23 protein-coding genes are annotated in these 22,999 nt (G+C 36.1%); 21 read left to right on the top strand and 2 right to left on the bottom strand.

The annotated features are described in order from the left end of the window. Window positions 1-593: 593 nt before the first annotated feature. The 14 genes from BBF96_RS11845 to BBF96_RS11785 all read left to right on the top strand — a co-directional run bounded on the left by BBF96_RS11845 (window position 594) and on the right by BBF96_RS11785 (window position 13,094). Window positions 594-1,712 carry a tetratricopeptide repeat protein gene (locus BBF96_RS11845; RefSeq protein WP_127017354.1) on the top strand — a complete coding sequence of 373 codons (1,119 nt, stop codon included), beginning with the start codon at window positions 594-596 and terminating at the stop codon, window positions 1,710-1,712. A gap of 260 nt (window positions 1,713-1,972) precedes the next feature. Further along, window positions 1,973-2,209 carry an AtpZ/AtpI family protein gene (locus BBF96_RS11840; protein ID WP_127017353.1) on the top strand — a complete coding sequence of 79 codons (237 nt, stop codon included), beginning with the start codon at window positions 1,973-1,975 and terminating at the stop codon, window positions 2,207-2,209. Further along, window positions 2,202-2,618 carry an ATP synthase subunit I gene (locus BBF96_RS11835; RefSeq protein WP_127017352.1) on the top strand — a complete coding sequence of 139 codons (417 nt, stop codon included), beginning with the start codon at window positions 2,202-2,204 and terminating at the stop codon, window positions 2,616-2,618. The genes BBF96_RS11840 and BBF96_RS11835 overlap by 8 nt, the downstream gene beginning before the upstream one ends. 37 nt (window positions 2,619-2,655) lie before the next feature. Continuing rightward, window positions 2,656-3,294: a F0F1 ATP synthase subunit A gene (gene atpB, locus BBF96_RS11830; protein WP_236777815.1), complete on the top strand. Its 639-nt coding sequence runs from the start codon at window positions 2,656-2,658 to the stop codon at window positions 3,292-3,294. Between the two features lie 56 nt (window positions 3,295-3,350). Next, entirely contained in the window at window positions 3,351-3,614 is a 264-nt protein-coding gene (gene atpE, locus BBF96_RS11825; protein ID WP_127017350.1) for an ATP synthase F0 subunit C, read from the top strand. 122 nt (window positions 3,615-3,736) lie between these two features. Next, entirely contained in the window at window positions 3,737-4,243 is a 507-nt protein-coding gene (gene atpF, locus BBF96_RS11820; protein WP_236777814.1) for a F0F1 ATP synthase subunit B, read from the top strand. Next, on the top strand, window positions 4,237-4,800 hold the full coding sequence (gene atpH / locus BBF96_RS11815) for an ATP synthase F1 subunit delta (RefSeq protein WP_127017349.1): 564 nt from the start codon (window positions 4,237-4,239) through the stop codon (window positions 4,798-4,800). Before atpF ends, atpH begins: the two co-directional genes overlap by 7 nt. Window positions 4,801-4,802: 2 nt before the next feature. Beyond that, window positions 4,803-6,383, top strand: a complete 1,581-nt coding sequence (gene atpA, locus BBF96_RS11810; RefSeq protein WP_127017348.1) for a F0F1 ATP synthase subunit alpha — start codon at window positions 4,803-4,805, stop codon at window positions 6,381-6,383. A gap of 49 nt (window positions 6,384-6,432) precedes the next feature. Next, window positions 6,433-7,272: an ATP synthase F1 subunit gamma gene (gene atpG / locus BBF96_RS11805; protein WP_335876896.1), complete on the top strand. Its 840-nt coding sequence runs from the start codon at window positions 6,433-6,435 to the stop codon at window positions 7,270-7,272. A gap of 21 nt (window positions 7,273-7,293) precedes the next feature. Beyond that, a complete protein-coding gene (gene atpD / locus BBF96_RS11800; RefSeq protein WP_127017346.1) occupies window positions 7,294-8,754 on the top strand; it encodes a F0F1 ATP synthase subunit beta in 1,461 nt (486 codons plus the stop codon). A 2-nt stretch (window positions 8,755-8,756) separates the two neighbouring features. Beyond that, on the top strand, window positions 8,757-9,167 hold the full coding sequence (locus tag BBF96_RS11795) for a F0F1 ATP synthase subunit epsilon (protein WP_127017345.1): 411 nt from the start codon (window positions 8,757-8,759) through the stop codon (window positions 9,165-9,167). Window positions 9,168-9,634: 467 nt separating this feature from the next. After that, window positions 9,635-9,778, top strand: coding sequence for a hypothetical protein (locus tag BBF96_RS17645; RefSeq protein ID WP_472762348.1), 144 nt, complete (start codon window positions 9,635-9,637; stop codon window positions 9,776-9,778). Window positions 9,779-10,515: 737 nt separating this feature from the next. Then, window positions 10,516-12,495, top strand: coding sequence for a methyl-accepting chemotaxis protein (locus BBF96_RS11790; protein ID WP_127017344.1), 1,980 nt, complete (start codon window positions 10,516-10,518; stop codon window positions 12,493-12,495). 335 nt (window positions 12,496-12,830) lie between these two features. Continuing rightward, window positions 12,831-13,094, top strand: coding sequence for a hypothetical protein (locus tag BBF96_RS11785; RefSeq protein ID WP_127017343.1), 264 nt, complete (start codon window positions 12,831-12,833; stop codon window positions 13,092-13,094). A gap of 59 nt (window positions 13,095-13,153) precedes the next feature. Here BBF96_RS11785 and BBF96_RS11780 read toward each other — a convergent pair whose 3' ends face one another. Beyond that, a complete protein-coding gene (locus tag BBF96_RS11780) occupies window positions 13,154-14,356 on the bottom strand; it encodes an ISL3 family transposase (protein ID WP_081499421.1) in 1,203 nt (400 codons plus the stop codon). Between the two features lie 132 nt (window positions 14,357-14,488). Between BBF96_RS11780 and BBF96_RS11775 the strand changes: the two genes are divergently transcribed. From BBF96_RS11775 to BBF96_RS11765, 3 genes are all read left to right on the top strand, one after another. Further along, a complete protein-coding gene (locus BBF96_RS11775) occupies window positions 14,489-15,436 on the top strand; it encodes an MFS transporter (RefSeq protein ID WP_127017342.1) in 948 nt (315 codons plus the stop codon). An 810-nt stretch (window positions 15,437-16,246) separates the two neighbouring features. Further along, window positions 16,247-16,447 carry a peptidase associated/transthyretin-like domain-containing protein gene (locus BBF96_RS11770; RefSeq protein WP_127017341.1) on the top strand — a complete coding sequence of 67 codons (201 nt, stop codon included), beginning with the start codon at window positions 16,247-16,249 and terminating at the stop codon, window positions 16,445-16,447. Between the two features lie 84 nt (window positions 16,448-16,531). Continuing rightward, the gene (locus BBF96_RS11765; RefSeq protein WP_127017340.1) at window positions 16,532-17,110 is read left to right on the top strand and encodes a hypothetical protein; all 579 of its coding nucleotides are present in this window, start codon (window positions 16,532-16,534) and stop codon (window positions 17,108-17,110) included. 248 nt (window positions 17,111-17,358) lie between these two features. Here BBF96_RS11765 and BBF96_RS11760 read toward each other — a convergent pair whose 3' ends face one another. Then, window positions 17,359-18,117, bottom strand: coding sequence for a sulfite exporter TauE/SafE family protein (locus BBF96_RS11760; RefSeq protein ID WP_127017339.1), 759 nt, complete (start codon window positions 18,115-18,117; stop codon window positions 17,359-17,361). 467 nt (window positions 18,118-18,584) lie between these two features. Here BBF96_RS11760 and BBF96_RS11755 point away from each other — a divergent pair, with 467 nt between their 5' ends. The 4 genes from BBF96_RS11755 to BBF96_RS11740 all read left to right on the top strand — a co-directional run bounded on the left by BBF96_RS11755 (window position 18,585) and on the right by BBF96_RS11740 (window position 22,934). Further along, window positions 18,585-19,145 (top strand): YueI family protein, encoded by a 561-nt coding sequence (locus tag BBF96_RS11755; protein WP_418654991.1) that lies wholly within the window; start codon window positions 18,585-18,587, stop codon window positions 19,143-19,145. A 174-nt stretch (window positions 19,146-19,319) separates the two neighbouring features. After that, window positions 19,320-20,570, top strand: coding sequence for a UDP-N-acetylglucosamine 1-carboxyvinyltransferase (gene murA, locus BBF96_RS11750; protein WP_127017337.1), 1,251 nt, complete (start codon window positions 19,320-19,322; stop codon window positions 20,568-20,570). Window positions 20,571-20,681: 111 nt separating this feature from the next. Continuing rightward, entirely contained in the window at window positions 20,682-21,683 is a 1,002-nt protein-coding gene (gene spoIID, locus BBF96_RS11745) for a stage II sporulation protein D (protein WP_127017336.1), read from the top strand. Window positions 21,684-22,097: 414 nt separating this feature from the next. Beyond that, window positions 22,098-22,934, top strand: coding sequence for a M23 family metallopeptidase (locus tag BBF96_RS11740; protein WP_164731037.1), 837 nt, complete (start codon window positions 22,098-22,100; stop codon window positions 22,932-22,934). The last annotated feature ends 65 nt before the right edge of the window (window positions 22,935-22,999 follow it).

The raw sequence follows: 22,999 nt of genomic DNA, 5'->3' as shown, positions 1-22,999 counted from the left end.
TTTTTTTATGATTTTTAAAATATTGTTTAATATTAGTTATTTTTACATATGATAAATGTAAAACTAATAGTTTATATATGTTCTATATTGTATATAGACTAAATAGATAAAATTGCAATTAATTTAAAAAATTTTTTTAATAAGGAGGAAAATTTGTTTTTTTAGGGTATTATTATATTAAAGATAAATTTTAACTTGCAGAAACAAATTGGCCTTTGGCCATAATATTTTATTAGAGAAAGTTTGTTGATGCCAGGGATGAAAGTTGTTCACAGTTGTATAATTTTTTAGTATTGGTTAAATTGCAAAAAGCTAATTTTTCGCTTCTTGAGAAATTTTTCGAATCATCTAAAGCTCGATTTTCGCCGAAATAAGGCTTCCTAATCAAAGGGCCCTCCTGACCCTTAGAACTAGCTCATCACCTTCTGTGATGGGGCCTTATTTCGTCGGAAATCTCGCTAAGATGATTTGGCGAAAAATTTCTATGTCGCTCAAAATTAGCTTTTTGCAGTATAATCAGTATTAAAAAATTTTAAATCCCCGATTCAGTACTAGTGTTTGTGGAAAGACTAAATTTGTAGAGGGGTGTTAAGATGAATAGTAGTGCTACAGAGAGTCTAATCACTGTCTTATATGAACAGGCAGAAGTAGAAATCAAAAATAATGATTATAAAAGGGCACTTTCAACACTTGAAAAATTGATGGATTTGATTAAAGATTGTCCTGAGCATTATGCCTATGGGGGTGCTAAACGTTTATATGCAATGATTTATAAATATCAGGGGAAATTTCAGTTGGCTTTAAATTCAGCTAAAGAAGCTCTCAGTTTTTTTACAAAGCGCAATGATTATATGGAGATTTACCGGATTAGAGAGTTAATGGGTAATATCTTTCATCATTTTTGTAGATATAGTGAAGCGGTAAAAGAATGGGAATTAGCTTTAGAAGCGATTTCTTTCTTTAATGATGGTATGGCACAATTAAGGTCAAAAGCAAAAATACATATAAAATTGGGCGAGGTTTTAATTCTTTTATCCCGTTATAAGGAAGCAAGATCCAATTATGCTAAAGGACTTTCTTATAGCCAGCAATTAAAGGATCCGGCTTTGATGGGCAAATGTAAGATGGGAATTGGAGTAACTTATCATCGGGAAAGTAGATTCAAATTAGCTCTTCAGTTATATTACCAGGCCTTTAAACTGATTCGAAAAAACAATGATCAGGTTCTTATGGGGCGCTTATTTCACTGTTTAGGTGATATCTTTACCAAATTGGGTCAATTTGAAAAGGCTAAAAAGAAATATGAGAAAAGTTTAGAAATATCAGAAAAAACAGGAGATTTTCTTACTTCTGCAGCTACTTTGCGCGAGATTGGGAGATTGTATTTAGATTTTGACCCTGAAAAGACAGCTTTTTTTTGTGAGCGTTCTTTAGATAAATTGATTGAAAATATAACTGCTGAAACCAGATGGGAATGTGAAAGGCTAATGGGTAAAATTTTTTATCTAATGGCCCTTTATCATTTACAAAAAAATGAGAAGAAAGAGGCAATGAGCAATCTGATAGAAGCAGGCGAGATTTTTCATAAATTTGATATGAAAAAGGAGAAAAAAAGTGCGGAAATTTTGTATCAGAGAATAACTGGTCAACCGGTTAAGACTAAATCTTATTCCAAATCCCGGGTTTTATCTGTTAAATTAGGGCTCATATAAAAGACTGATAAATAATATCAGTCTTATTTCATTTTTTATGATATTGATATTTGGGAGGAAACAAAAAATTTCTTCTGACTTTGTTGTTTTTATGAACAAGAAAACCAGATGGTAAGGCTTTACCATTAGTTAATTAAAATTTGTCTGAAAATTTAATATTTTGACTTAAAAGCAGGATTAGCAGGGAGAATGTAGAATTTTAAATAAAAGAGTTGGGCAATCTCAGTTATATGGTATTTTTTTAGAAGAGAGGTTATATTATGAAAAGCAAAGATTGGCAACTTATTATCCAAATGATCGCTCTAATCTCTCAGTTAGGATTAACTATGGTTGTTTCAGTTGGGATTGCCTTTTTTATTGGTCGATTTCTGGATCGGTTATTAGGGTACTCATTTTTTCTAACACCTTTTTTTATGATAATAGGTGTAGGTGCCGGATTTTGGTCAATCTATCAGTTGATAAGTCGGTACTTTAACAGGCGAAAAAAGGATGATTGATGTGAAAATAAATTTAAGAACAGAAAGGCAAATTATCAAACAAGTGGTAAGAACTGCGGGGTTTTTGGTTATACTTATATTGATATCGGGAAATTTTAATATTTTACGGGGTTATCTTTTTGGCCTGGTTATTTCTTTACTAATGTTTTTTCGATTGGCCAGTACAACAAAGAAAGCTCTTGAGATGTCTGAGAAGAAGGCCAAAAGTTATATAATGGTACAGTATCTGATTCGTTATTTGATTTATGCAGGTACTCTGGCTGTAGCTTACAAACGTCAAGATTTTAGCTTTGGTGGAGCTATAATTGGACTTTTAACCATTAAAATTGGCCTTTTAAGTTGGGCTTTCTGGCAGGTGCTTGTTAATCTTTATGAATCTAAGTTCAAAACATTCTTAAAAAAGCCATAAGAAAGTGAGGTGAAAGGTTTTGAATGTAGGGCCCAAGGTGTTGGTTTCAATTAATAACGTCCCCTTTATTACTGATACTTTAGTAACTGCCTGGGTTATTGTAATCCTTTTGATTATTTTTGCAAAGGTGGTTACTAGCAATCTTAAGATGATTCCGGGACGTTTGCAAATGGTAGCTGAGGTATTTGTAACTACCATTATAGATTTTATTGATGGGTTGATGCCCGGTGAAGGGCGCAAATATTTACCATTGATTGGAACTATTTTTCTCTTTATCGGAGTTTCCAATCTGAGCGGTTTTATTCCTTTTGTTAATAATCCGACAGCTGACTTGAATACTACTTTGGGTTTTGCCCTGGTAGTTTTTGTTGTCAGTCACTATGCCGGTTCTAAGGCACAGGGCGTCTGGAATTATTTAAAGGGATTTGCTCAACCGGTACCTTTTTTACTGCCTTTAAATATAATCTCGGAAATGGCAAAACCTGTTTCTCACTCCTTCCGTCTTTTTGGAAATATTTTGGGTGGAGGAATTATTCTGGGAATTGCCATGAAGTTTATTCCCTGGTTTTTGCCAGTTCCACTGATTGCCTGGTTTGACTTATTTGTGGGAGTGATTCAGGCTCTTATCTTTACCATGTTATCTATTGTTTATATTGCTGTCGCAAAGGACGGCTAAAAATTTAACAATTAATATATCTATATTTTTACTTTTAAGAGAGGAGGAAATTATAAATGACACCTGAAATTATTGCTCAATGGAAGGAAATTATTATTACTGCTGCTGCTTATCTGGGTGCGGGGTTTGCGATGATTGCAGGTATTGGCCCTGGTGTAGGTCAGGGTTATGCAGCTGGTAAAGCAGTTGAAGCTGTTGCCCGTCAACCAGAAGCACGTGGTGACATTTATGTTACTATGCTTTTAGGTCAAGCGGTAGCTGAGTCCACCGGTATTTATTCTTTGGTTATTGCAATTGTATTGCTATTTGTTTTAACTTAAAAAAGTATAGCTATTTAAATACAGAAGGAAAGATAAAAATCTTTCCTTCTGTCACCGTTTGAAAAACAGTTTTTTTTTGCATATTTAGGTTACGATCCAACCAGGAGAGGGGGCTTGCATAAATGAGCATATTGCCAAACTATACTATGGTCTGGGAGATTATTAACTTCCTGGTCTTGATCGTTCTTTTAAAAAGATATTTTTATAAGCCCTTACTGAACTTGATAGATAAGCGGAGAGAAAAAATTAAGTCTGATTTAGAAGAAGCTGAAAAAAGTAAAAAGAAAGCAGCTGAACTAGCTGAAAAATATGAAGCCAGACTTAAAGCCGCCCGTGATGAAGCTCAAGAGATTATTGCACAAGCGGAGAAGCGGGGTAATGAACGGCGTGAGGAAATTATTGCTGAAGCACGTGAAGAGGCAAAACGAATTAAAGAACGGGCCATGGAAGAGATTGCTCAGGCCAAGCGGCATGCATTGAGCCAACTGCGTGATGAAGTCTCAGATATTAGTTTGTTGATTGCAACCAAGTTTCTGAAGGAATCTGTTGATTACAATCTGCATCAACGCCTGGTTGAGGAATTTATTGATCAATTAGATAAGGATAAGCTAGGTGAAGCAAAATGTTAAAAAATGCTGCAGTTGAGAGATATACAAAAGCTCTTTTTGATCTTGCTGTTGAAGAGAATAGTTTGGATCAATTTAACCAGGAACTTATCGAAATTAATCGATTATTAACAGATCAACCGGATCTGGAAAGATTACTTAATCATCCGCAGATTCCTGACTTTGAAAAAAGAGATTTAATTAAAAGAATCCTTGGGTCTGAATTCTCGCCACTGATTCTTAATTTTATTTTGCTACTGATTGATAAAGGTAGACAAACTCTGTTGAAAGATATTATCGAATATTTTCAATACCTGGTTAAAGAAGCCAGGGGAATTGTGGAAGTTCAGGTGTATACTGCATTTGAACTTTCATCCGAAAATGAGAGCAAATTAAAGCAAAAGTTGAAGGAATTGACTGGTAAAGAGGTGGAATTACAGGTGACTGTAGATCCATCTCTCATTGGCGGGATAAGATTACGGATTGGAGATAAAGTTATTGATGGAAGTATCAAGCGGCATCTAGAAAGAATGAGAGAAGATCTGGCTCAAATACAGGTTAGTCAGTTGGGGGTGAGTTAGTAGTGAATCTGAGACCTGAAGAGATCAGTTCCATTATAAAAGAACAGATTAAAAAATATGAGACCCAACTTGAAACAGTAGGTGTGGGTACAGTTCTCAGTGTTGGTGACGGAATTGCTCAGGTTTTTGGTCTTAAGGATGCTATGGCCGGTGAGTTGTTGGAGTTTCCCAATGGTGTAATGGGTATGGCTTTTAACCTGGAAGAAAATAGTGTTGGTTGCGTACTTTTAGGTGATCAAACTAAAGTACAAGAAGGAGATACCGTCAAACGGACCGGTCGGGTTGTTGAAGTTCCTGTTGGTCAGGGATTGATTGGTCGTGTTGTTAATGCATTAGGACAACCTATTGATGGTCGCGGTCCTATTGAAAACGAGGGTTATCGTCCTATTGAATCACCGGCTCCGGGTGTAGTTGACAGAAAGCCGGTAGATACACCATTACAAACAGGTATCAAAGCTATCGATGCAATGATTCCCATTGGTCGTGGCCAGCGTGAGTTAATCATTGGAGACCGTCAGACCGGTAAAACTGCCATTGCTATTGATACCATTATCAACCAGAAAGGTAAAGATGTAATCTGTATATATGTTGCGATTGGTCAAAAAGCTTCTACTGTAGCACAAATTGTAGAGAGATTAAAAGAGTATGGGGCTATGGATTATACTATCGTTGTTAGTGCTACAGCAAGTGAAAGTGCACCACTCCAATATATCGCTCCATATGCTGGTTGTGCTATGGGAGAACATTTTATGTATCAGGGGAAGGATGTATTGATTGTTTATGATGACCTTTCCAAGCATGCGGTGGCATACCGTGCTATGTCACTTCTGTTGAGAAGACCACCAGGACGGGAAGCTTATCCTGGAGATGTTTTCTATCTTCATAGCCGTCTTTTGGAACGCGCTGCCCGTTTAAATGAGGAGATGGGCGGAGGCTCATTAACTGCTCTGCCAATTATCGAGACTCAGGCAGGAGATGTATCAGCTTATATTCCGACAAATGTTATTTCTATAACTGATGGACAGATTTATTTGGAGAGTGAACTCTTCTACTCCGGTGTGCGGCCTGCGATCAATGTAGGTATTTCCGTATCCCGGGTAGGTGGGGCTGCTCAAATTAAAGCAATGAAATCTGTAGCAGGTTCTCTCCGTCTCGATCTTTCTCAGTTTCGTGAATTGGAGGCCTTTGCTCAGTTTGGTTCTGATTTAGATAAAGCAACGCAGAGACGACTGGCACGTGGTAACAGGCTTGTTGAGCTTTTAAAACAGCCGCAATATTCACCAATGGAAGTAGAAGATCAGGTTATCTCTATTTATACTGCTGTTAAAGGTTATCTTGATGAGATACCTGTTCGCGATATTAGACGTTTTGAAAAAGAATTCTTAAGATTTGTCCATAATAACTATCCACAGGTACCTAAAGCTATCAAAGAAACCGGTCGTCTGGAAAAAGACATAGAAGAAAAACTGGTTGAAGCAATCCGTGAATTTTTAGATAAATTTGAGGTCAGCAGTAAGAATGAGGGATTTACTGAAAATAATTCAGAGGAGGCCCTTGAGGAGGCCATTGAAGACTTAGCATAGTGAAAAATGGTTGAAGGCATGGAAGTGAGGTGAATAAAAAGTGCAGTCCATGCGTGATATCAAACGTCGAATTAGAAGTGTACAGAATACTCAAAAGATTACACGGGCGATGAAGATGGTTGCTGCTGCCAAACTCAGGCGGGCCCAGGAGCGGGCTGAAGGTGCTAGAACCTTCTTTGAAGCAACCAGATCCATCTTCAAAAATGTAGCTAATGCTGTGCTTGATGAAACTCATCCCCTTTTAGTTGACCGGGGTGGAAAAAAGGTAGGCTATCTTGTTATTACTGCTGATCGGGGACTTGCTGGCGGTTATAATGTGAAGATGAATAATGAAGTTGAGCAACATATTGAAGATAAATCCAAGACCAGTTTAATTACTGTTGGTCGTAAAGGACGGGATTATTTCAAACGTCGTGGATATAATATTGTTTCTGAATATCTGGGAATTGAAGATTATCCTGATTTTCGTATAGCAAAAAAGATCAGTGCAGAATTAATTCAACTTTACGAAGCAGAAGTTTTTGATAGAGTCTATCTGGGGTATATGCGCTTTCAATCTGCTATGACTCAAATTCCGACAATTATACCCCTTCTTCCGGTTGTACCAGAAAAAAAGGAGGAAGGGCGCAGAATCGACTATATTTATGAACCTTCTGCGGTTGAAGTGCTAGATTGGATTTTACCCAGATATGTGGAAAATATTATTTACAGTGCTTTATTGGAAGCGAAAGCCAGTGAGTTTGGTGCGCGGATGACAGCCATGGATAATGCCACTGAGAATGCTCAAGAAATGATCGACAATCTGATTCTCTCTTACAACCGTGCGCGCCAGGCTGCCATCACCACAGAGATTTCTGAGATCGTTGGTGGTGCTGAAGCACTGAAGTAAAGGAAGAAGGAGGTTAAGATGATGAGCTCCAATAGCGGTCAAAATATTGGTAGAGTTGTTCAGGTTTTGGGACCTGTTGTTGATATAGAGTTTGAATCCGGCCAACTGCCAGAAATTTATGATGCTGTTAAGATTGTTGATGAGCGCCGGGAGGGTCCACAGGGAGGCCCAGTTAGTGAAATGACCGGGCAGCCTATTAACCTGATTGCAGAAGTTATGCACCATCTGGGTGATAAACGGGTACGCTGTGTTGCTATGTCTTCTACTGATGGTTTAGTAAGAGGGATGAAAGCTATTCATTTGGGTGGACCTATCTCCGTTCCTGTTGGTGAAGAGGTTTTAGGACGGGTCTTTAATGTAATAGGTGAACCGATTGATAAAGCTGGTGAAGTTAAGACCGATAAAAGAATGCCAATTCATCGGCCTGCTCCGTCTCTTGAAGAGCAGGAGACAGCGACTGAGATTTTTGAGACCGGTATCAAAGTTATTGACCTTTTAGCTCCATATCCTCGTGGTGGTAAGATTGGATTATTTGGTGGTGCTGGTGTAGGTAAAACGGTATTGATTATGGAGCTAATTAATAATATTGCAACTCAGCATGGAGGTTATTCCGTATTCACCGGTGTAGGTGAGCGTACCCGTGAGGGGAATGACCTCTGGTTAGAGATGAAAGAATCTGGGGTTATTGATAAAGTTGCCATGGTTTATGGTCAAATGAACGAACCTCCTGGAGCGCGGATGAGGGTTGGTCTGGCTGGTCTGACTATGGCTGAATACTTCCGTGATATGGGTAAAGATGTGCTTCTCTTTATTGACAATATCTTCCGTTTCATCCAGGCAGGTTCAGAGGTATCTGCTCTGTTAGGCCGGATGCCATCTGCGGTAGGTTATCAGCCTACTCTGGCAACTGACGTTGGAGAACTTCAGGAGCGGATTACATCTACCAAGACCGGTTCCATTACTTCTGTTCAGGCTATTTATGTGCCAGCGGACGACTTGACTGACCCGGCTCCAGCAACAACCTTTGCTCACCTGGATGCTACGACTGTTCTTTCCCGTGCCATTGCAGAAAAAGGTATTTATCCAGCGGTGGATCCATTGGATAGTACTTCCCGGATTCTTGATCCGCGAGTTATCGGGGAAGAACATTATAATGTAGCCCGTGGAGTTCAGGAGACTTTACAGCGTTATAAAGAACTTCAGGATATTATTGCCATTCTAGGTATGGATGAATTGAGTGAAGAGGATAAAATTATTGTAGCCCGTGCCCGTCGGATTGAACGTTTCTTGTCCCAGCCATTCTTCGTTGCTGAACAGTTTACCGGAAAGCCAGGTAAATATGTTCCATTGAAAGAATCAATTCGGGGCTTTAAAGAAATTTTGGAAGGCAAGCACGACGATTTACCTGAAGAAGCATTCTACATGGTAGGAACTATTGATGAAGCTATTGAAAAGGCGAAACAACTTGAGGAGGACGAATAAAAATGGCACGGACCATTGCCATGGATATTATTACTCCTGAACGGGTTGTCTTTAGTGATGAGGTGGAAATGGTCATAGTTCCCGCTCTGGATGGACTATTAGGAGTTTTACCAGGCCATGCTCCACTTATAACAGGTATAAAGATTGGTGTAGTTAAAGTTAAAAAAGATGGTGAGGAGTTTTTAGTTTCAACCAGTGGAGGGATTATGGAAGTTCATCCTGATCAGATTAAAATGGTGGTTGAAACTGCTGAACTTCCTCACGAGATTGATGTAGAGCGGGCTAGACGGGCTAAACAAAGAGCAGAGGAACGGCTTAGAAATAAGACAGCAAAGATCGATGAAGCCAGGGCCAGGGCTGCCTTAGAGCGTGCTATTGCCCGCTTAAAAGCTGCTGGCAAACTTGGTGAATAAATTAGACGATTCAAGCCCTTTATTTCGTTTTTCGAGATAAAGGGCTTTTTATGTGTTTATCTTTAAAATCTTTAATATTTTTATAAAATGTGATATAATAAACACATATTAATACCAATTAATAAAGGGAAATTTATTATCGATCTAAACAAAAATCACTTTTTGATATTGATGTAATTTTTACAGATGTTTTGATAAAGATAATTATACTGCAAAAAGCTAATTTTGAGCGACATAGAAATTTTTCGCCAAATCATCTTAGCGAGATTTCCGACGAAATAAGGCCTCATCACAGGAGGTGATGAGCTAATCAAGGGCCAGAAGGGCCCTTTGATTAGGAAGCCTTATTTCGTTGGAAATCGAGCTTTAGATGATTTGAAAAATTTCTCAAGAAGCGAAAAATTAGCTTTTTGCAGTTTAACTATAAAGATTAGTTTTATTATATACTTTATGAATTTGAGGATATCTTGGTTAAAGAAGATGACTTTGCTGAATTATATTGTCAAAATAGCAATCAAAAAAGTGTATCTTCTTCTATTCTTTATAAGACTATCCTTCTACAATATCATGATAATGTTTCAGATACGAAAGCTATTCGCCGCGTCAGATGAGATCTCTCCTGGGAGTATGTTTTAAACATTTCGCTTGATTACGAAGGGTTTGATATATCTACTTTGATTCGTTTTAATACATATTAAAAAGAAATATATGGAGAACATCCGAAAGAAGTCTTTGCAGGTTGTGCTTGTGGGAATGCTGATGGCCGGGTTGAATTTAGGGAACATGAGATTGAAGTATTCGTAAAAATTTCCAAAGAGAATTGAACGAATGAATAATGAAGTGCTAAACCGTCATAGATTACGCCAGAGACAGTTTTTTGTCAAGCGAAAATTTGGTTTTCAAGCTATTTGGACAGCATTAGTAGCAAACCTCAAAAGGTTTAGTTAAACTGGTTAAAGGAGAAAGGAGGGAAAACTATTCCTTACAATAAGTTAAAGATGGTTTAATTAAAATTTTTCAAACAAGATACCTTTGAAAAAATTTTTTTCATTTTTAAAAGGTTGACTTTTCCATAAGCCTTCTAGTTTCGTTGAATAACAAAGTTATCTGCCTTGAACTGGACTCAAATCTGGGTACCTATGCTTGCTTAAAAGATAGGCTTTCTTATTATCACCTATCACGGGTTTACAATCCGGATAGATTGATAATAGGAATAGCCGGTGGTTTTGATGCGATAGTAAATGCTTTCGTATAAATTTGATTCCTGTCGATTGAAGCATTTATAGCTATTTTGGGATTTTATAATTGCCTAATATATACTTACTAGATATTCAGGAGGTATTCTATCGTGAAGAGTTTGAAAACTCAGGTGGTACTTATAATGATTATGATTTTCAGTGTAACAATGGCATTATTTCTATTTTTTGAATTTAAAGATCAACAAAAAATGATGAAATTAATGGAAGAAGAAAGAATGCTGCAACTATCTAAAATCGTCAAAGATTTGATTGAGTCAAAATCCTATTCTGCCTTTTTGGGGGCATATATTATTGCCCAGAATCAAGAAGCCAATTCACTTTTTGCAAATGAGAATAGAGAAGAACTCTATAAAATGATGGAGAGCCTATGGAAAGGCTTAAAGGAGGACTTTAAAACTAGCCAGTTCCAATACCATAAACCAGTAGCAACTAGTTTTCTAAGAGTCCATTCACCACAGAAATACGGTGATGAACTATCTTCGTTCAGAAAAACGGTTGTGGACGTTAACACCTCATTAAAACCTGTAAAAGGTGTGGAGCAGGGGAAAGCTGGATTTGGTATAAGGGGAGTTGTTCCCGTCTTTTATAGGGGAAAACATATAGGATCGGTTGAACTCGGTATGGATTTTGGGCTAGCGTTCTTGAACGAGTTGAAAAAACGATACGGTGGTGAGTGGTTTCTTTATATCCTCCAGAAGGGTATTAGCTGGGAAGGAAAAGATTTCATAGGTACTCAAGAGAACGATATTTATAAAATTAGCGAAGAAAACATTAAAGATGTTAAAGAAGGGAAAGTTACTTATGAATTACTAAAAAGTTATGATAAATCAGTTATGCTGATACCAATTGAGAATTTTGAGGGCAAGATTGTTGCATATCTTAAAGCCGTTATCCAAACTAACTATTTCAAATTGTTGAAGGAGAAAACTTATCAGAGTATTATAATTTTTGGTGTTATCATTTTTGTATCTTTTATTATTTACTTATATTTGAATAAAAAATTGAAACCTCTCAAAACTATGGAGGAAAAAATAAAAATTCTTGCTTTAGGAGATTTCTCTGTGCAATTTGATGCAAAAGGTAAAGATGAAATTGCACAGATGGCACGGGCGCTCAACGAAATGGCTAATAGTTTGAGGGAAACAATAGCTAATGTAGTTCAAACAGCACGAAACATAAACAAAGCTGCAACGGACCTTGCAGCAGTTGCACAGGAACAGAGTGCATCTTCCGAGGAGCTTTCCTCACAGGCTGAGAATGTAGATAAGAACGTACAGAACGCTTCGGCGTCTATTGAAGAGGTAACATGTGCTGTTGAAGAAGTATCGGCAAGCATACAAAACATCTCTAAAGCAGCACAGGAACTTTCAGTAAATGCAGAGCATGCTGTAGAAGTAGCTCAGCTTGGTGGAAAGGCTGTAGATGAGGTTGTGGCGAGTATGAACAAGGAAGCAAAAGAGGTCAAAGAAACATTGCATATAGTACAGAAGGTTGCATCTCAAACACAGAACATAGGAGAGATAGTTTATACGATATCGAGAATAGCGGAACAGACTAACTTACTCGCACTTAACGCGGCTATAGAAGCGGCGAGGGCAGGAGAAGCTGGAAGGGGTTTTGCGGTAGTTGCTGATGAGATAAGGAAACTTGCAGAAGAAAGCAGGATTTCAACGGAACAGATAGCAAACATTTTGAAACAGATACAAGAAGGAACTGAGAAAGCGAATACGGCAACGAGTAGTGTAGAAATGATGGTAAATGAAACGGTAAAAAAGGTAAAGAAGCTTACAGAGCAATTTAAGGAGATAGAGGAGCAAATAAATAACGTACTCGATATGACGCAAAACATAGCTGCGAGCACACAGGAACAGAGCGTAGTAGCGGAAGAGATGGCAAGTACAATGGATACGGGATCGAAGGCAGTGTCAGATGTGGCGATGCAGATACAAGAGATGGCAAAGGGAATAGAGCAACAGAGTGAAGGTGCACAGCAGGTGAGTAGTGCGAGTACAGAGTTGAACTTAATTGCAGAACAGCTTGAGGAAATAGTGAAGAAATTTAAGATATAAAGGTAAAGAATCATCAAAACTGTTTAGTTTATAGTAGCTGTTATCAATCTGGTTAGATGGTTTAAAATCAAATCGGAAATATTAAGAGAGAACCAAAAAGAGATTAAGAAGAATTTAATAAAGATTTTAAGAGGATATTATGTATTGTATTGACGAATCAGAACTTATGAATCCCTCCATTCTGAGTAGCAAGTTGTGGTTTGGCCCTTATTACTCAAAGGGGAGGGATTCTTTTTTTTAGGAAAATCTCGAGCCTACAAGGAAAAATCAAGCTTTTGTCCTTTGAAAAAAGGAAAAAATTTGACGGAATATTTGATATTTGAGGAGGGGGTAAGTTGTTTTTAAGTTTAAATAAAAATTTCAAATATTATTATTATTCTAGAAATATAAGTATAACAGGAGATATTTTTCATTCATTAGTAATTATGTCATTGCTTTTAGGTCAAAAGAATGCTACCAGCATTATGGGTATATTAGTGGCAATAAATGCTGTAGTTAGAGTTTTAACATCAATTTTAATATCAAAGAAAGTAGATAAAATAAATGAAAAAAAAGCAATGATTTATTTAGATATTTTGGCTCTCCGTCAAATGTTGTGAAAGATAAGTTGGCTCCGTTGAATTGATTGGTAAATTGATTTTGAAATAAACATTTAAATTTAATAACTTAACATTGCATTAAATACTCTTCTCCTTAGATTCATAACATTTGGAACACCATATCCAATCCTTTTGATCAATTTAATCTTGTTATTGATACCCTCAGCAAAGCCATTGGTTATCTTAGTCTTAAAATAATTTAGTATTTTTTCTTCCCATCTTTGTATTATCTTTTTTACCTGGTAAAAAGGCATCAGCTTGCTTTTTATTACTTCTTTATACCACCTTTTTAGAGCTCTGGTGGCTTCTTTCACATCATCTAGCTGCAATAAGTCTCTGAATTCCTCTTTTAATTCCCAGGCCTTTTCTAGAGCTGGACTGAGTTCAAATAATTTGATGAGCTTTTCATGTTCTTCATCTGTCAATTCTTCAGCTCGTTTTTGGAGTAATAAACGACTTTGAAAAAACTTTCTTCTCTGATGATTATTTACTGTTTGTTGAACTTGTTTTCTAACTTCATCAAGGGCTCTGTTCATTAAAGTTACAAGATGAAATTTATCTATAACAATTTTTGCATGAGTAAATGCTGCATCTGCTACTGCTTTGAACGGCCGCCACATATCCATAGAGATCGATTGAATCTGTCGTCTTTGTTCATCTTCCCAACAATTAAAGTAGTCAATTAAATCATCCTTTTTGCGAGTAGGTAAAATGTCAATTAACTCCCGATTAATTGGATCTGTAATGCTAACTCCATATTTATGGCGTTTTAAAACTGCAAATTCATCGATACTGATGGCTTTTAATTGACTAAGTTTTGAAACTTGTTGTTTAATGAGAGGGTCAACTACTTTTTTAACTGCATTATTAACAGCTGTATAACTTAACCCGTTTTCTCTAGCAACTTTAGAATAATCCTTGCTGACAGTTTCTTTAGCAAGATATTTATCAAAGCGTTTGGTTTTACGGGCATATTTATCAATACTTTCATATTTTTCAGGGATACCCCTCTTATGACAATAAGGACAACGATATCTTTTCTTTAGAAGTCTAATGATTACTAGTTTACCTCTTATGGGGATGTCTCTAATATTTTGCCATTTTGTATCATGGATTTTATTAGTGATATTACCACACTGAGGACACACAATGTGATTTTTCTTTGCTTCAGCGATAAAAATATATCTGTCCTCCGTTGAAATAATTTCAGTTGCAATAATGTCTGGCAAATCAAGAAATTTTATGATATTATTATATTGCATTTGCTGGACTCCTTTCTTTGGTTTTTAGTTCGCAACTAATTAATTCAACGGAGCCAGCAAATGCCTTTTTATTTTTTATAATTTTTTCTTCACAACATTAATTATAGACCCGATATTTTTTATGGCATATTTATGTTAATATTATTATTTTTATTATTATATAAGTTTGAAGTTTTGTACCTAATAATATTTGAAGTTATTTTTAGTTTTATATTTTCTGTGTATAAAATTGTAAGGGAAAAAGTTTTAAAAGGTATTTTAAGTAAGACAGAAAAAAATAAGTATATTTCTTTACTTTTAGTTACAGAAAACTTTTTAAATGTGACATTACCTTCCTTGGCTGCTTTAATACTTCAAAAAATCAATCCATATATATTTATTTTCATAAATGCTGTATCATTCTTTATTTCAGCGTTGCTAACTATAAGAGTTGAATATAATCATAGTTTGATTACCCAGAAAAAGTATATAGATTTGGAAACGAAAAATATAAGAAAGGCTTTACAAATGTTTCCTGATATGAGTATTATTTATGTTTCAGCTATGGTTTTGACGTTTGTTTCGGTTACATTAAATCTAGTTATAATGCAATATATAGATGAAAAACAGATAGTAAATGGTGTTTATTATATAGGGGTATTCAAGACACTTTTTGCCATAGGTGCAGTAATTGGTTCAGGATTGATTAGTTATTTAAAAGAAGATAAAATTAAATCTTTAAAAAAATTCATAATTTTATCTAATATAATATTTTTACCATATATGATTATTGATAATATTTGGATTTTTGCAAGTTCGATTTTGTTATACGGTTTAATTTTTAATGTATTAAATGGATTAGTACAATTGTATTATCAAATAGAAATAAGTAATGATTTTCTAGGTTATTTGAGAAGTATTCATACAATATTGGTAGGTATTATAGTTCCAATTTCTATGTTTATAAATAACAGCATTCTTAAGAGATTTTCTTTAAAAATAGAGTATGGCTTTTTATGTAGTTTATGTATAATGTTATATTTTAATATAAAAATAATTCAAGATAAAATAAATAAAAGAAAGGAAAAAATATATGTATGATTTTATCATAAAAAGCTAATTTTTCATTTAAAAAGAAATTTTTTGAATCATCTGACGAAATCAGACACAATAATCAATGGATCTTCCTGATCTTTAATTTGCTCATCACATCTTGTGATGAGGCTTTATTTCTTCTTCAATCTTACTAAGATGGTTTGACGAAAAATTTCTATGTCGCTCAAAATTAGCTCTTTGTAGTGTAATCATATATTTTTCTTAAATAATACTTCTATTTTCGCTTGATTTCTCCCTTTTCTAATTTTAAAAATTACGGATTCGGATCAAATTATATTCTGAATATTTTTTCTAATTAGGATTGAAAAAGAGATTAAGTTATGTTATTATATACTATGGAATATAATGTTACTTCTACGAAATTGAATTAAATATAGATAAAATATGATTTAAGAAAAATTTCTTAGGTCGAGTGATTTATAAAATATATCTTTTTTATAATAAAGAACCATTTTTTAATTAGAGTAAGGTGGTCTTATATTTGATATAGATTTCAATAATAAACAAAAATAGTACAAAGCTTGAAGTTGAAAATAATAATAATAGTATGGTTACTTTTTTCTGAATTAAAAGGTAATAAAATTATTAAAAAGGGCATGTTTTTAATTCATCGAAAAATTTCTTCATGAAGCGAAAAATTAGCTTTTTGCAGTTTAATCGTTAAAATATTTAATAATACATAAAATTTATTAAAGGAGGTTTTTTATTTGGAAAAAAAATATTTATTGATGGTAGTTCTGGTGGGAGTAGTGCTTTTTTTTTGCAGGTTGTACTAATCAGAATGACAGCGTCGGGGTGGCTGATATCTATGGTCAGGTAATTTATCCTGATGCAGACTCTGGTTATTATATTCCGTTGAATGTAAATAATAATGCGATAACCAGCACGGTGGTTTATCTCGATGGAGAAAAATATGATGTAACTGATTTAACTGGATGTTTTGCCTTTCATAATGTACCTGTAGGTAAACATACCTTGAAGGTTGAAGACAATTGACTATATTCAAAGGAATATGAAATCAATGTTACTGCTGATGGAATTACTGGTTTAAAATTAAATGCTGAACTAGGTGGATTTTGGTTGGATATGGATTACAACATATATGATGATTCCTATGAATTATGGTTAGTACCTTTATTTATCTGTGAAGATGAAGATACCTTTACCATAGAATATCTGGATAATGGTGAATATATTGATATAACTGATACTGGAGGCGATGTAACTGAGATCTTTAATCTTGATACTGAATATGAGGTCAGGGTTACAGTTAAGGATAAAAATGGGGTTCAGAAACAGCAGTTTACCAGGACAGTTATCTTCCATAGGCCTGAGTTAATCAGTCCTGGGGAAGGTGCTATAATCAGTGATGCTAATCCTACTTTTACCTGGGAAGAGATGGATGGATTAGTTATGTATAATTTTAGATTATTTTATTATGATGAAACTTATAATAGCTGGGAATGGGTAGATGGAATAGATAGTTACTATGATTTAGTGGATAGTAATTATACTCTCCAATTCGACCCTGAATATAGTCTGCAAGATGGAACTCGGTATAAGTGGTACATTGGGGCACTTTTAATGGACCTGGCCGGTCATCCCTATGCCAATATGGAATCAAGTGGTAGAGAATTTACTTATAGTAGTGGTAAATGATAAAAAATAAGAAGAGAGGAAGTAATTGCCAAAAGAGGCTGCCCTACGGGGCAGCATTTTGTTTTTAAAATAAACAACTGATTAAACTGCACAAAGCTAATTTTGAGCGCTATTGAAATTTTTCGTTAAACCCTTTTAGTGAAATTGAGGGAGAAATAAGGCCTCATCACATCCTGTGATGAGGCCATTCCCTTCAATCTCACTAACAACTCAAAATTATCTTTTTACAGTTTAATTACAGTATTATGTTAAAAATTGAATACCCCTAGTAATTTAGCAGCCATTCCTAAAACAGCGATAACAAGTATAATACGAATCCACTTATCACCTTTTGCCACAGCAAAGTTACTTCCAAGCCAGGCTCCTAACCCATTCCCAACGGCCAGGGTTAAACCCAGAATCCAATTCACTTTTCCGTTAATGATAAAGACTGCCAGGGAAGATACCATATACAAAGCGACAATAAATACTTTTAAACTATTAATCTTGACCAGAGATAATCCGGTAATGACCGATAATGTAGCAATGATGATAAACCCTACACCCGCCTGAATAAATCCTCCGTAGATTCCTACAAAGAAAAAGGCAATCATGGCAGCAATCTGACGTTTGGTGCTTAAGTTTTCCATATTTGATGTCAGCTTTTTCTGGGGTTTTAAGAGAATCAGTGCCAGTACCCCAATCATAACTATAGCCAGGATTTTATTGAAGATTTCATCAGGTAAATCAACAGCAATTTTAGAACCGATTACTGCTCCCAGGATGGCGGGAATGCTTAACATTAGGCTAAGTTTTAAATCGAAAAAACCTTTGCGTCGAAAATTGGTGATGGCTACAATATTTTGGATCATTAAAGCGATCCGGTTAGTTCCATTGGCAATGGCAGAAGGTAAACCGAGGAAAATTAAAGTTGGCATGGTAATTAATGATCCACCTCCTGCCACGGTATTGAGAAATCCTGCTGCGGTTCCGGCAAGTAAAATTAAGATTACCTTAAATAAGGACATTGTAAAATACCTCCTTTTGAAGATTAGGATATATATTAATCATACCATAAATATTTCGTATTTAGAAGAAATTAAGGAGATAAAAATAATCAAGCTTGTTAATAAACCTTTCTTTTTTAGAGACTTGCCCCTGTACTGCCAGAAAAACTAAATATAATTTCTGAAGCATATAAGTCGAGGCTTAAAGCCAGGAGGGCGAAAGCCTTGGCTTTTAAGGATGCGCAGCCAGGACGGCGGAGCGTCCGATAGCAGAAGAAATTATATTTAGTTGTTCTTCTGTAGGAGCAAGTTATGTGCACCTCCCCTTTTTCAACAGCCTGGAGATAAAAATGACTATTTCTGTGTTGAATGTTATCGAAGATTGAGTATTTCCCGGGAAATGCCTCTAAAAATTTGAACAAGGGGATAATTTGAGCTTATTGAGGTAATAATAGGTATAAATATACCAATTCATGGGAGGAAATGGAATGGTGGAGAGAAAATCAAATTTAGAAAAAACTGTGGAATATGGACTTTACGGGACACCGGAATTGAAAAAAGAAGAACGTTTAAGATATCTGGGAGAATTTCGAGAAAGGGTATTAAAGGCTTTAACTGTAGAACAGGTAGAAGAACCAGGAGTATATCCTGAAATCCTGGACGCTTTATGTGATCCAAGGGCCAGTAAACTGATTCTCAGACGGGATATAGACTTAGAACGGGCAAGAGATTATCTGGAGTTGGCCAAAAAAAAGAAGGTGGCCTTTAAACGGGTAGATTCACCAAAATTTAAAGGAGACATCGGTCTTGTAGTAGTCAGTTCCAATGCTGTTGATGAGTCTCATATTTTAGTTGAGGATCGAAAAGAGCGGTTACGGGCCCTGGGATTATCAGAAGATCTGATTAATGCAGTTGGTAAAAAGCTTTGTTTAAAATGCTGGAATAAAATAGAGACTTTGTACCCAAAGGAATTGATAAATTATCGACGAATAACGTGGTTAGAAAGTCTTACTGGAACAAGGTGTGCAGTTTGTTCTAGAAAGAAATAAAATTTTCATATTATTGGGTTAACCGGATTTTTCCTGGTAACAAAATAACAATTGGTTAAAGGATTAATTTTATTTGTGACGAAAAATATAATGTATGCATATAATAAAAATGTGGTTCTAATTAAAATCATAGTTGAAATTTATGATAATTGATCATAATGAGGAGGCCTGGTTATGGAAAAACTATTGATTACTGGCGGTGAACAGTTAAAAGGAGAAATTCCTGTAAGTGGAGCAAAAAATGCAGCTTTACCCATTATTTGTGCCACCCTCATGGTTGAAGGAGAAAGTATCTTAAAAGATATTCCCCAATTGCGGGATGTATATAATTTAAAAGAGATATTGAAATCTCTCGGTGCTAAAGTAACTTTTAATAACAATGAGATGAGAGTAAATCCGGATACTATTAATGCCTTTGAGGCTCCATATGAACTGGTGCGCAAGTTGAGGGCATCATATTATATTCTTGGAGCTTTACTACCCAGGTTAGGACAGGTTAGATGTGCTTTACCTGGGGGTTGTCAGATTGGAAATAGGCCTATTGATCTTCACTTAAAAGGCTTTCGGGCCCTGGGAGCCGAAGTTTATATAGATCATGGTATTGTTGAGGTGAAAGCAAAAAAATTACAGGGCAATAGGATCTATCTCGATTATCCCAGTGTAGGGGCAACTATTAACATTTTACTTGCTGCCACTCTGGCTGAAGGTCAAACTGTTATTGAAAATGCGGCCCGTGAACCGGAGATTGTTGATCTGGCTAACTATTTAAACTTTGCCGGTGCCAGGATTCGCGGTGTAGGTACTGATGTGATTAAAGTGGAGGGTGTAAAAAAGCTGCATGGTGTAGAACACAGGATTATACCTGACCGTATTGAAGCAGGTACATACATGATTGCAGCGGCTATTACTAGAGGAGACGTCTTTGTTCGCAATGTGCTGAGTGAACACTTAAAATCACTGATAGCTAAAATGAAAGAGATGGGTGTGGACATTGAAGAAGAGATTGAAGGAGTAAGAGTATCGGTAAATCGACCGTTAAAAGGTGTTGATATAAAAACACTGCCACATCCTGGTTTTCCCACTGACCTGCAGGCGCAGATGATGGCTCTTTTAACTCAGGTTAACGGCCCAAGTCTGGTAATTGAAACAGTCTGGGAGAATCGTTTTATGCATGTTGATGAGTTAAAGCGAATGGGAGCGGATATTAAGCTGGATGGTCGGGCTGCGCTAATTAAGCCGGCACCTCTTACCGGTGCTAAAGTTACAGCAACAGATTTGCGGGCAGGTGCAGCACTGATTCTGGCAGGTTTAGCTGCCCAGGGCGAAACAGAAGTGAGTAATATTTACCATATTCAAAGGGGTTATGAGAATATAGAAGATAAATTAAGAGGGATAGGTGCAAAAATTAAACGTGTTTCTGAGTAAAAGCATGCCATATACGGTATGCTTTTTCTGTTATAATGTAATTGGAATAAACCTTTCAGGTCAGGAATAGAGATAATAACAGATCGATTTATTGGTCAGGAGGGGGGCAGGATGCGTAATTTTTTAGCATTACTCCTGGTTCTCGTCTCAGTGATAGTGATTATTATTCCAACACTGCTGGTCAGGGGCTGTACTTTTGGCGGTTCTGAGATAAAAAGGCCCCGTGGTTCTGTGATAAAAGTTTTTAATCATCAGAAAAAAGAGATTCTGGATATGGAGTTGGAAGAGTATATTAAAGGAGTAGTAGCTGCTGAGATGCCAGCCAGTTTTGATATGGAAGCGTTGAAGGCCCAGGCTGTTGTAGCACGAACCTATGTACTTTATCGGCTCAAGAAAGGATATACTGTTCCGGAGCATCCTCAGGCGGTAGTCAGTACTGATTATCAATCTGGTCAGGCCTGGGCTAGTCGAAAGGAATTGCAGAAAAAGTGGGGTCTTATAGGTTATCTCCTTAACTGGAAAAAAATTTCTGAGGCAGTTGAGGCCACCCGGGGACAGGTATTAACCTATAATGGAGAACTGATTGATGCTTTATACCATTCCAATGCAGGAGGTAAGACTGAGGATCCTGCCTATGTTTGGGGGAATCCGGTTCCATATTTAAAAAGTGTACCCAGCCAATATGACCTTGAAGCTCCAGATTATCGCGGGGAGTTTATCTTTAGTTGGAAGGAGCTGGACCAAAAACTTGGAACTAATTTAACCGCTGGAATTGAGCAGATAAAAGAGCTTTCAAAAACTGCTATTGCAGGTGCAGGGGAAGGGTTAGTGGAAATTCTGGAAGTTAGTCCAACCCAACGTATTTTGCAAGTCAGAATTGATGGATTTATCTTTAGTGGTAAAGATTTACGGAGAAAACTTAATTTACCGTCTACAAAATGTGAGATTATTCCTACCGCTGAAGGAATAAAATTTGTAACCTATGGAAAAGGACACGGGGTAGGGATGAGCCAATATGGGGCAAATGGGATGGCGAAATATGGAAGTGACTATACTGAGATTTTAAGTCATTACTATCCAGGAACCCGGTTAGCGCAGGTAAAACAGAATTAGGTTAAGTTGTTGGGGCAATTCTTACAAGGATTAAATCCTTGTGAAGGATTGCTTTTTTTATATCAAGGAAATTATACTTTTTCGCAGGTTGTAGATAACATTATGATCAAACTGTAAAAAGCTGATTTTGAGTGACATGGAAATTTTTCGTTAAACCATCTTAGTGAGATTTTAGTCGAAATAAGACCTCACCACAGGAAGTGATGAGCTAATCAAGGGCCAGGAGGGCTCGTTGATTAGTGTGCCTTATTTAGACTGAGATCGAACATTAAATGGTTCGAAAAATTTCTTCATAAAGCGAAAAATTAGCTTTGTGCAGTAAAATAAGATTAAGTGGCCGAAGGGCATTTTGTTCTAAGTAATGGGTATAAAATACTAATAACTGGTGAGAATATTTTTATGGAGGTGATAAATTTGGAAAAGAAGAATAATAAAAAAGAACGTTTGCCTTTCCATATTGTAAAGGATAAACAAAATTTTATACGATTAAAAATTAAAAAGACTATTGAAGAGGTTTCAAAGCAATATGAAAAGCTTCCCAGGCAGTTATGGTCATCATTTGTTATAGTTGTTGGTATTTTTCTTATAGTTTTGATTGCTAAATTTGCTGGTGAACCACAGATAAAACCTGATTTAGAAGATGGTTTGTCAGATCCGGGAAGGATGGATGTAGTTATTGATGAGAAGGGGCGTCTGACGACTCAGGTACCTTCTCTTCCGGAGGTTAAATTGGATGGCTCCGGTCTTTTATTGGAGAACCAATCTGAAGAATTAAAAGAAGAATTTTCTAAAGAACCTGCTGAAACTACAGTTAAATTTATAGAGAGATCGGAGGTTTCAGATAGGATTCAAACTGAAGGCTTAAAAGTAATTTATCCATTACGGTATAAAAGAGCAGTAATTACTGATTATGGTTGGTATTTTCATCCAATTCTTGAAGTTTGGCGTTTTCATCAGGGTGTAGATTTAAGATGCAAAAAAGGAGATCTTGTCATGGCATCAGCTTCAGGTAAAGTAATCACTGTGAGAGAAAGTGACCAGGAAGCTATAATTGTTACTATAGATCACGGTAATGGCTGGAAGACTGTTTATGGTCAAATTGGAGAGGTTAAAGTTAAAACTGGTGATCAAGTAGTTAAAGGTCAGCAGCTTGGAAAGATTGGACAAAGTGTAACAGCTATTGAACCCCATTTACATTTTGAAATTATTAAGGATGATAAAACTGTAAATCCGCGTAAATATTTGCCTTGATCTAGAAAGAATATTCCCCCTATCCCTTTCATATATATAGAGTAGGATTGAAGAAGGGTAGGGGG

The sequence above is a fragment of the Anoxybacter fermentans genome (assembly GCF_003991135.1).
In the GTDB taxonomy this organism is placed as follows: Bacteria; Bacillota; Halanaerobiia; order DY22613; family DY22613; genus Anoxybacter; species Anoxybacter fermentans.
Note: the sequence above shows the minus strand (reverse complement) of the source record. Positions and strands in the feature narration are given on the sequence as shown.

Bases quoted from the DNA above. Each gene is read 5' to 3' on its own strand.
- BBF96_RS11845 (WP_127017354.1), top strand. From the start codon at position 594: ATGAATAGTAGTGCTACAGAGAGTCTAATCACTGTCTTATATGAACAG.
- BBF96_RS11840 (WP_127017353.1), top strand. From the start codon at position 1,973: ATGAAAAGCAAAGATTGGCAACTTATTATCCAAATGATCGCTCTAATC.
- BBF96_RS11835 (WP_127017352.1), top strand. From the start codon at position 2,202: ATGATTGATGTGAAAATAAATTTAAGAACAGAAAGGCAAATTATCAAA.
- atpE (WP_127017350.1), top strand. From the start codon at position 3,351: ATGACACCTGAAATTATTGCTCAATGGAAGGAAATTATTATTACTGCT.
- atpF (WP_236777814.1), top strand. From the start codon at position 3,737: ATGAGCATATTGCCAAACTATACTATGGTCTGGGAGATTATTAACTTC.
- atpH (WP_127017349.1), top strand. From the start codon at position 4,237: ATGTTAAAAAATGCTGCAGTTGAGAGATATACAAAAGCTCTTTTTGAT.
- atpG (WP_335876896.1), top strand. From the start codon at position 6,433: ATGCGTGATATCAAACGTCGAATTAGAAGTGTACAGAATACTCAAAAG.
- atpD (WP_127017346.1), top strand. From the start codon at position 7,294: ATGAGCTCCAATAGCGGTCAAAATATTGGTAGAGTTGTTCAGGTTTTG.
- BBF96_RS11795 (WP_127017345.1), top strand. From the start codon at position 8,757: ATGGCACGGACCATTGCCATGGATATTATTACTCCTGAACGGGTTGTC.
- BBF96_RS11780 (WP_081499421.1), bottom strand. From the start codon at position 14,356: ATGCAATATAATAATATCATAAAATTTCTTGATTTGCCAGACATTATT.
- BBF96_RS11775 (WP_127017342.1), top strand. From the start codon at position 14,489: ATGTTAATATTATTATTTTTATTATTATATAAGTTTGAAGTTTTGTAC.
- BBF96_RS11760 (WP_127017339.1), bottom strand. From the start codon at position 18,117: ATGTCCTTATTTAAGGTAATCTTAATTTTACTTGCCGGAACCGCAGCA.
- BBF96_RS11755 (WP_418654991.1), top strand. From the start codon at position 18,585: ATGGTGGAGAGAAAATCAAATTTAGAAAAAACTGTGGAATATGGACTT.
- murA (WP_127017337.1), top strand. From the start codon at position 19,320: ATGGAAAAACTATTGATTACTGGCGGTGAACAGTTAAAAGGAGAAATT.
- spoIID (WP_127017336.1), top strand. From the start codon at position 20,682: ATGCGTAATTTTTTAGCATTACTCCTGGTTCTCGTCTCAGTGATAGTG.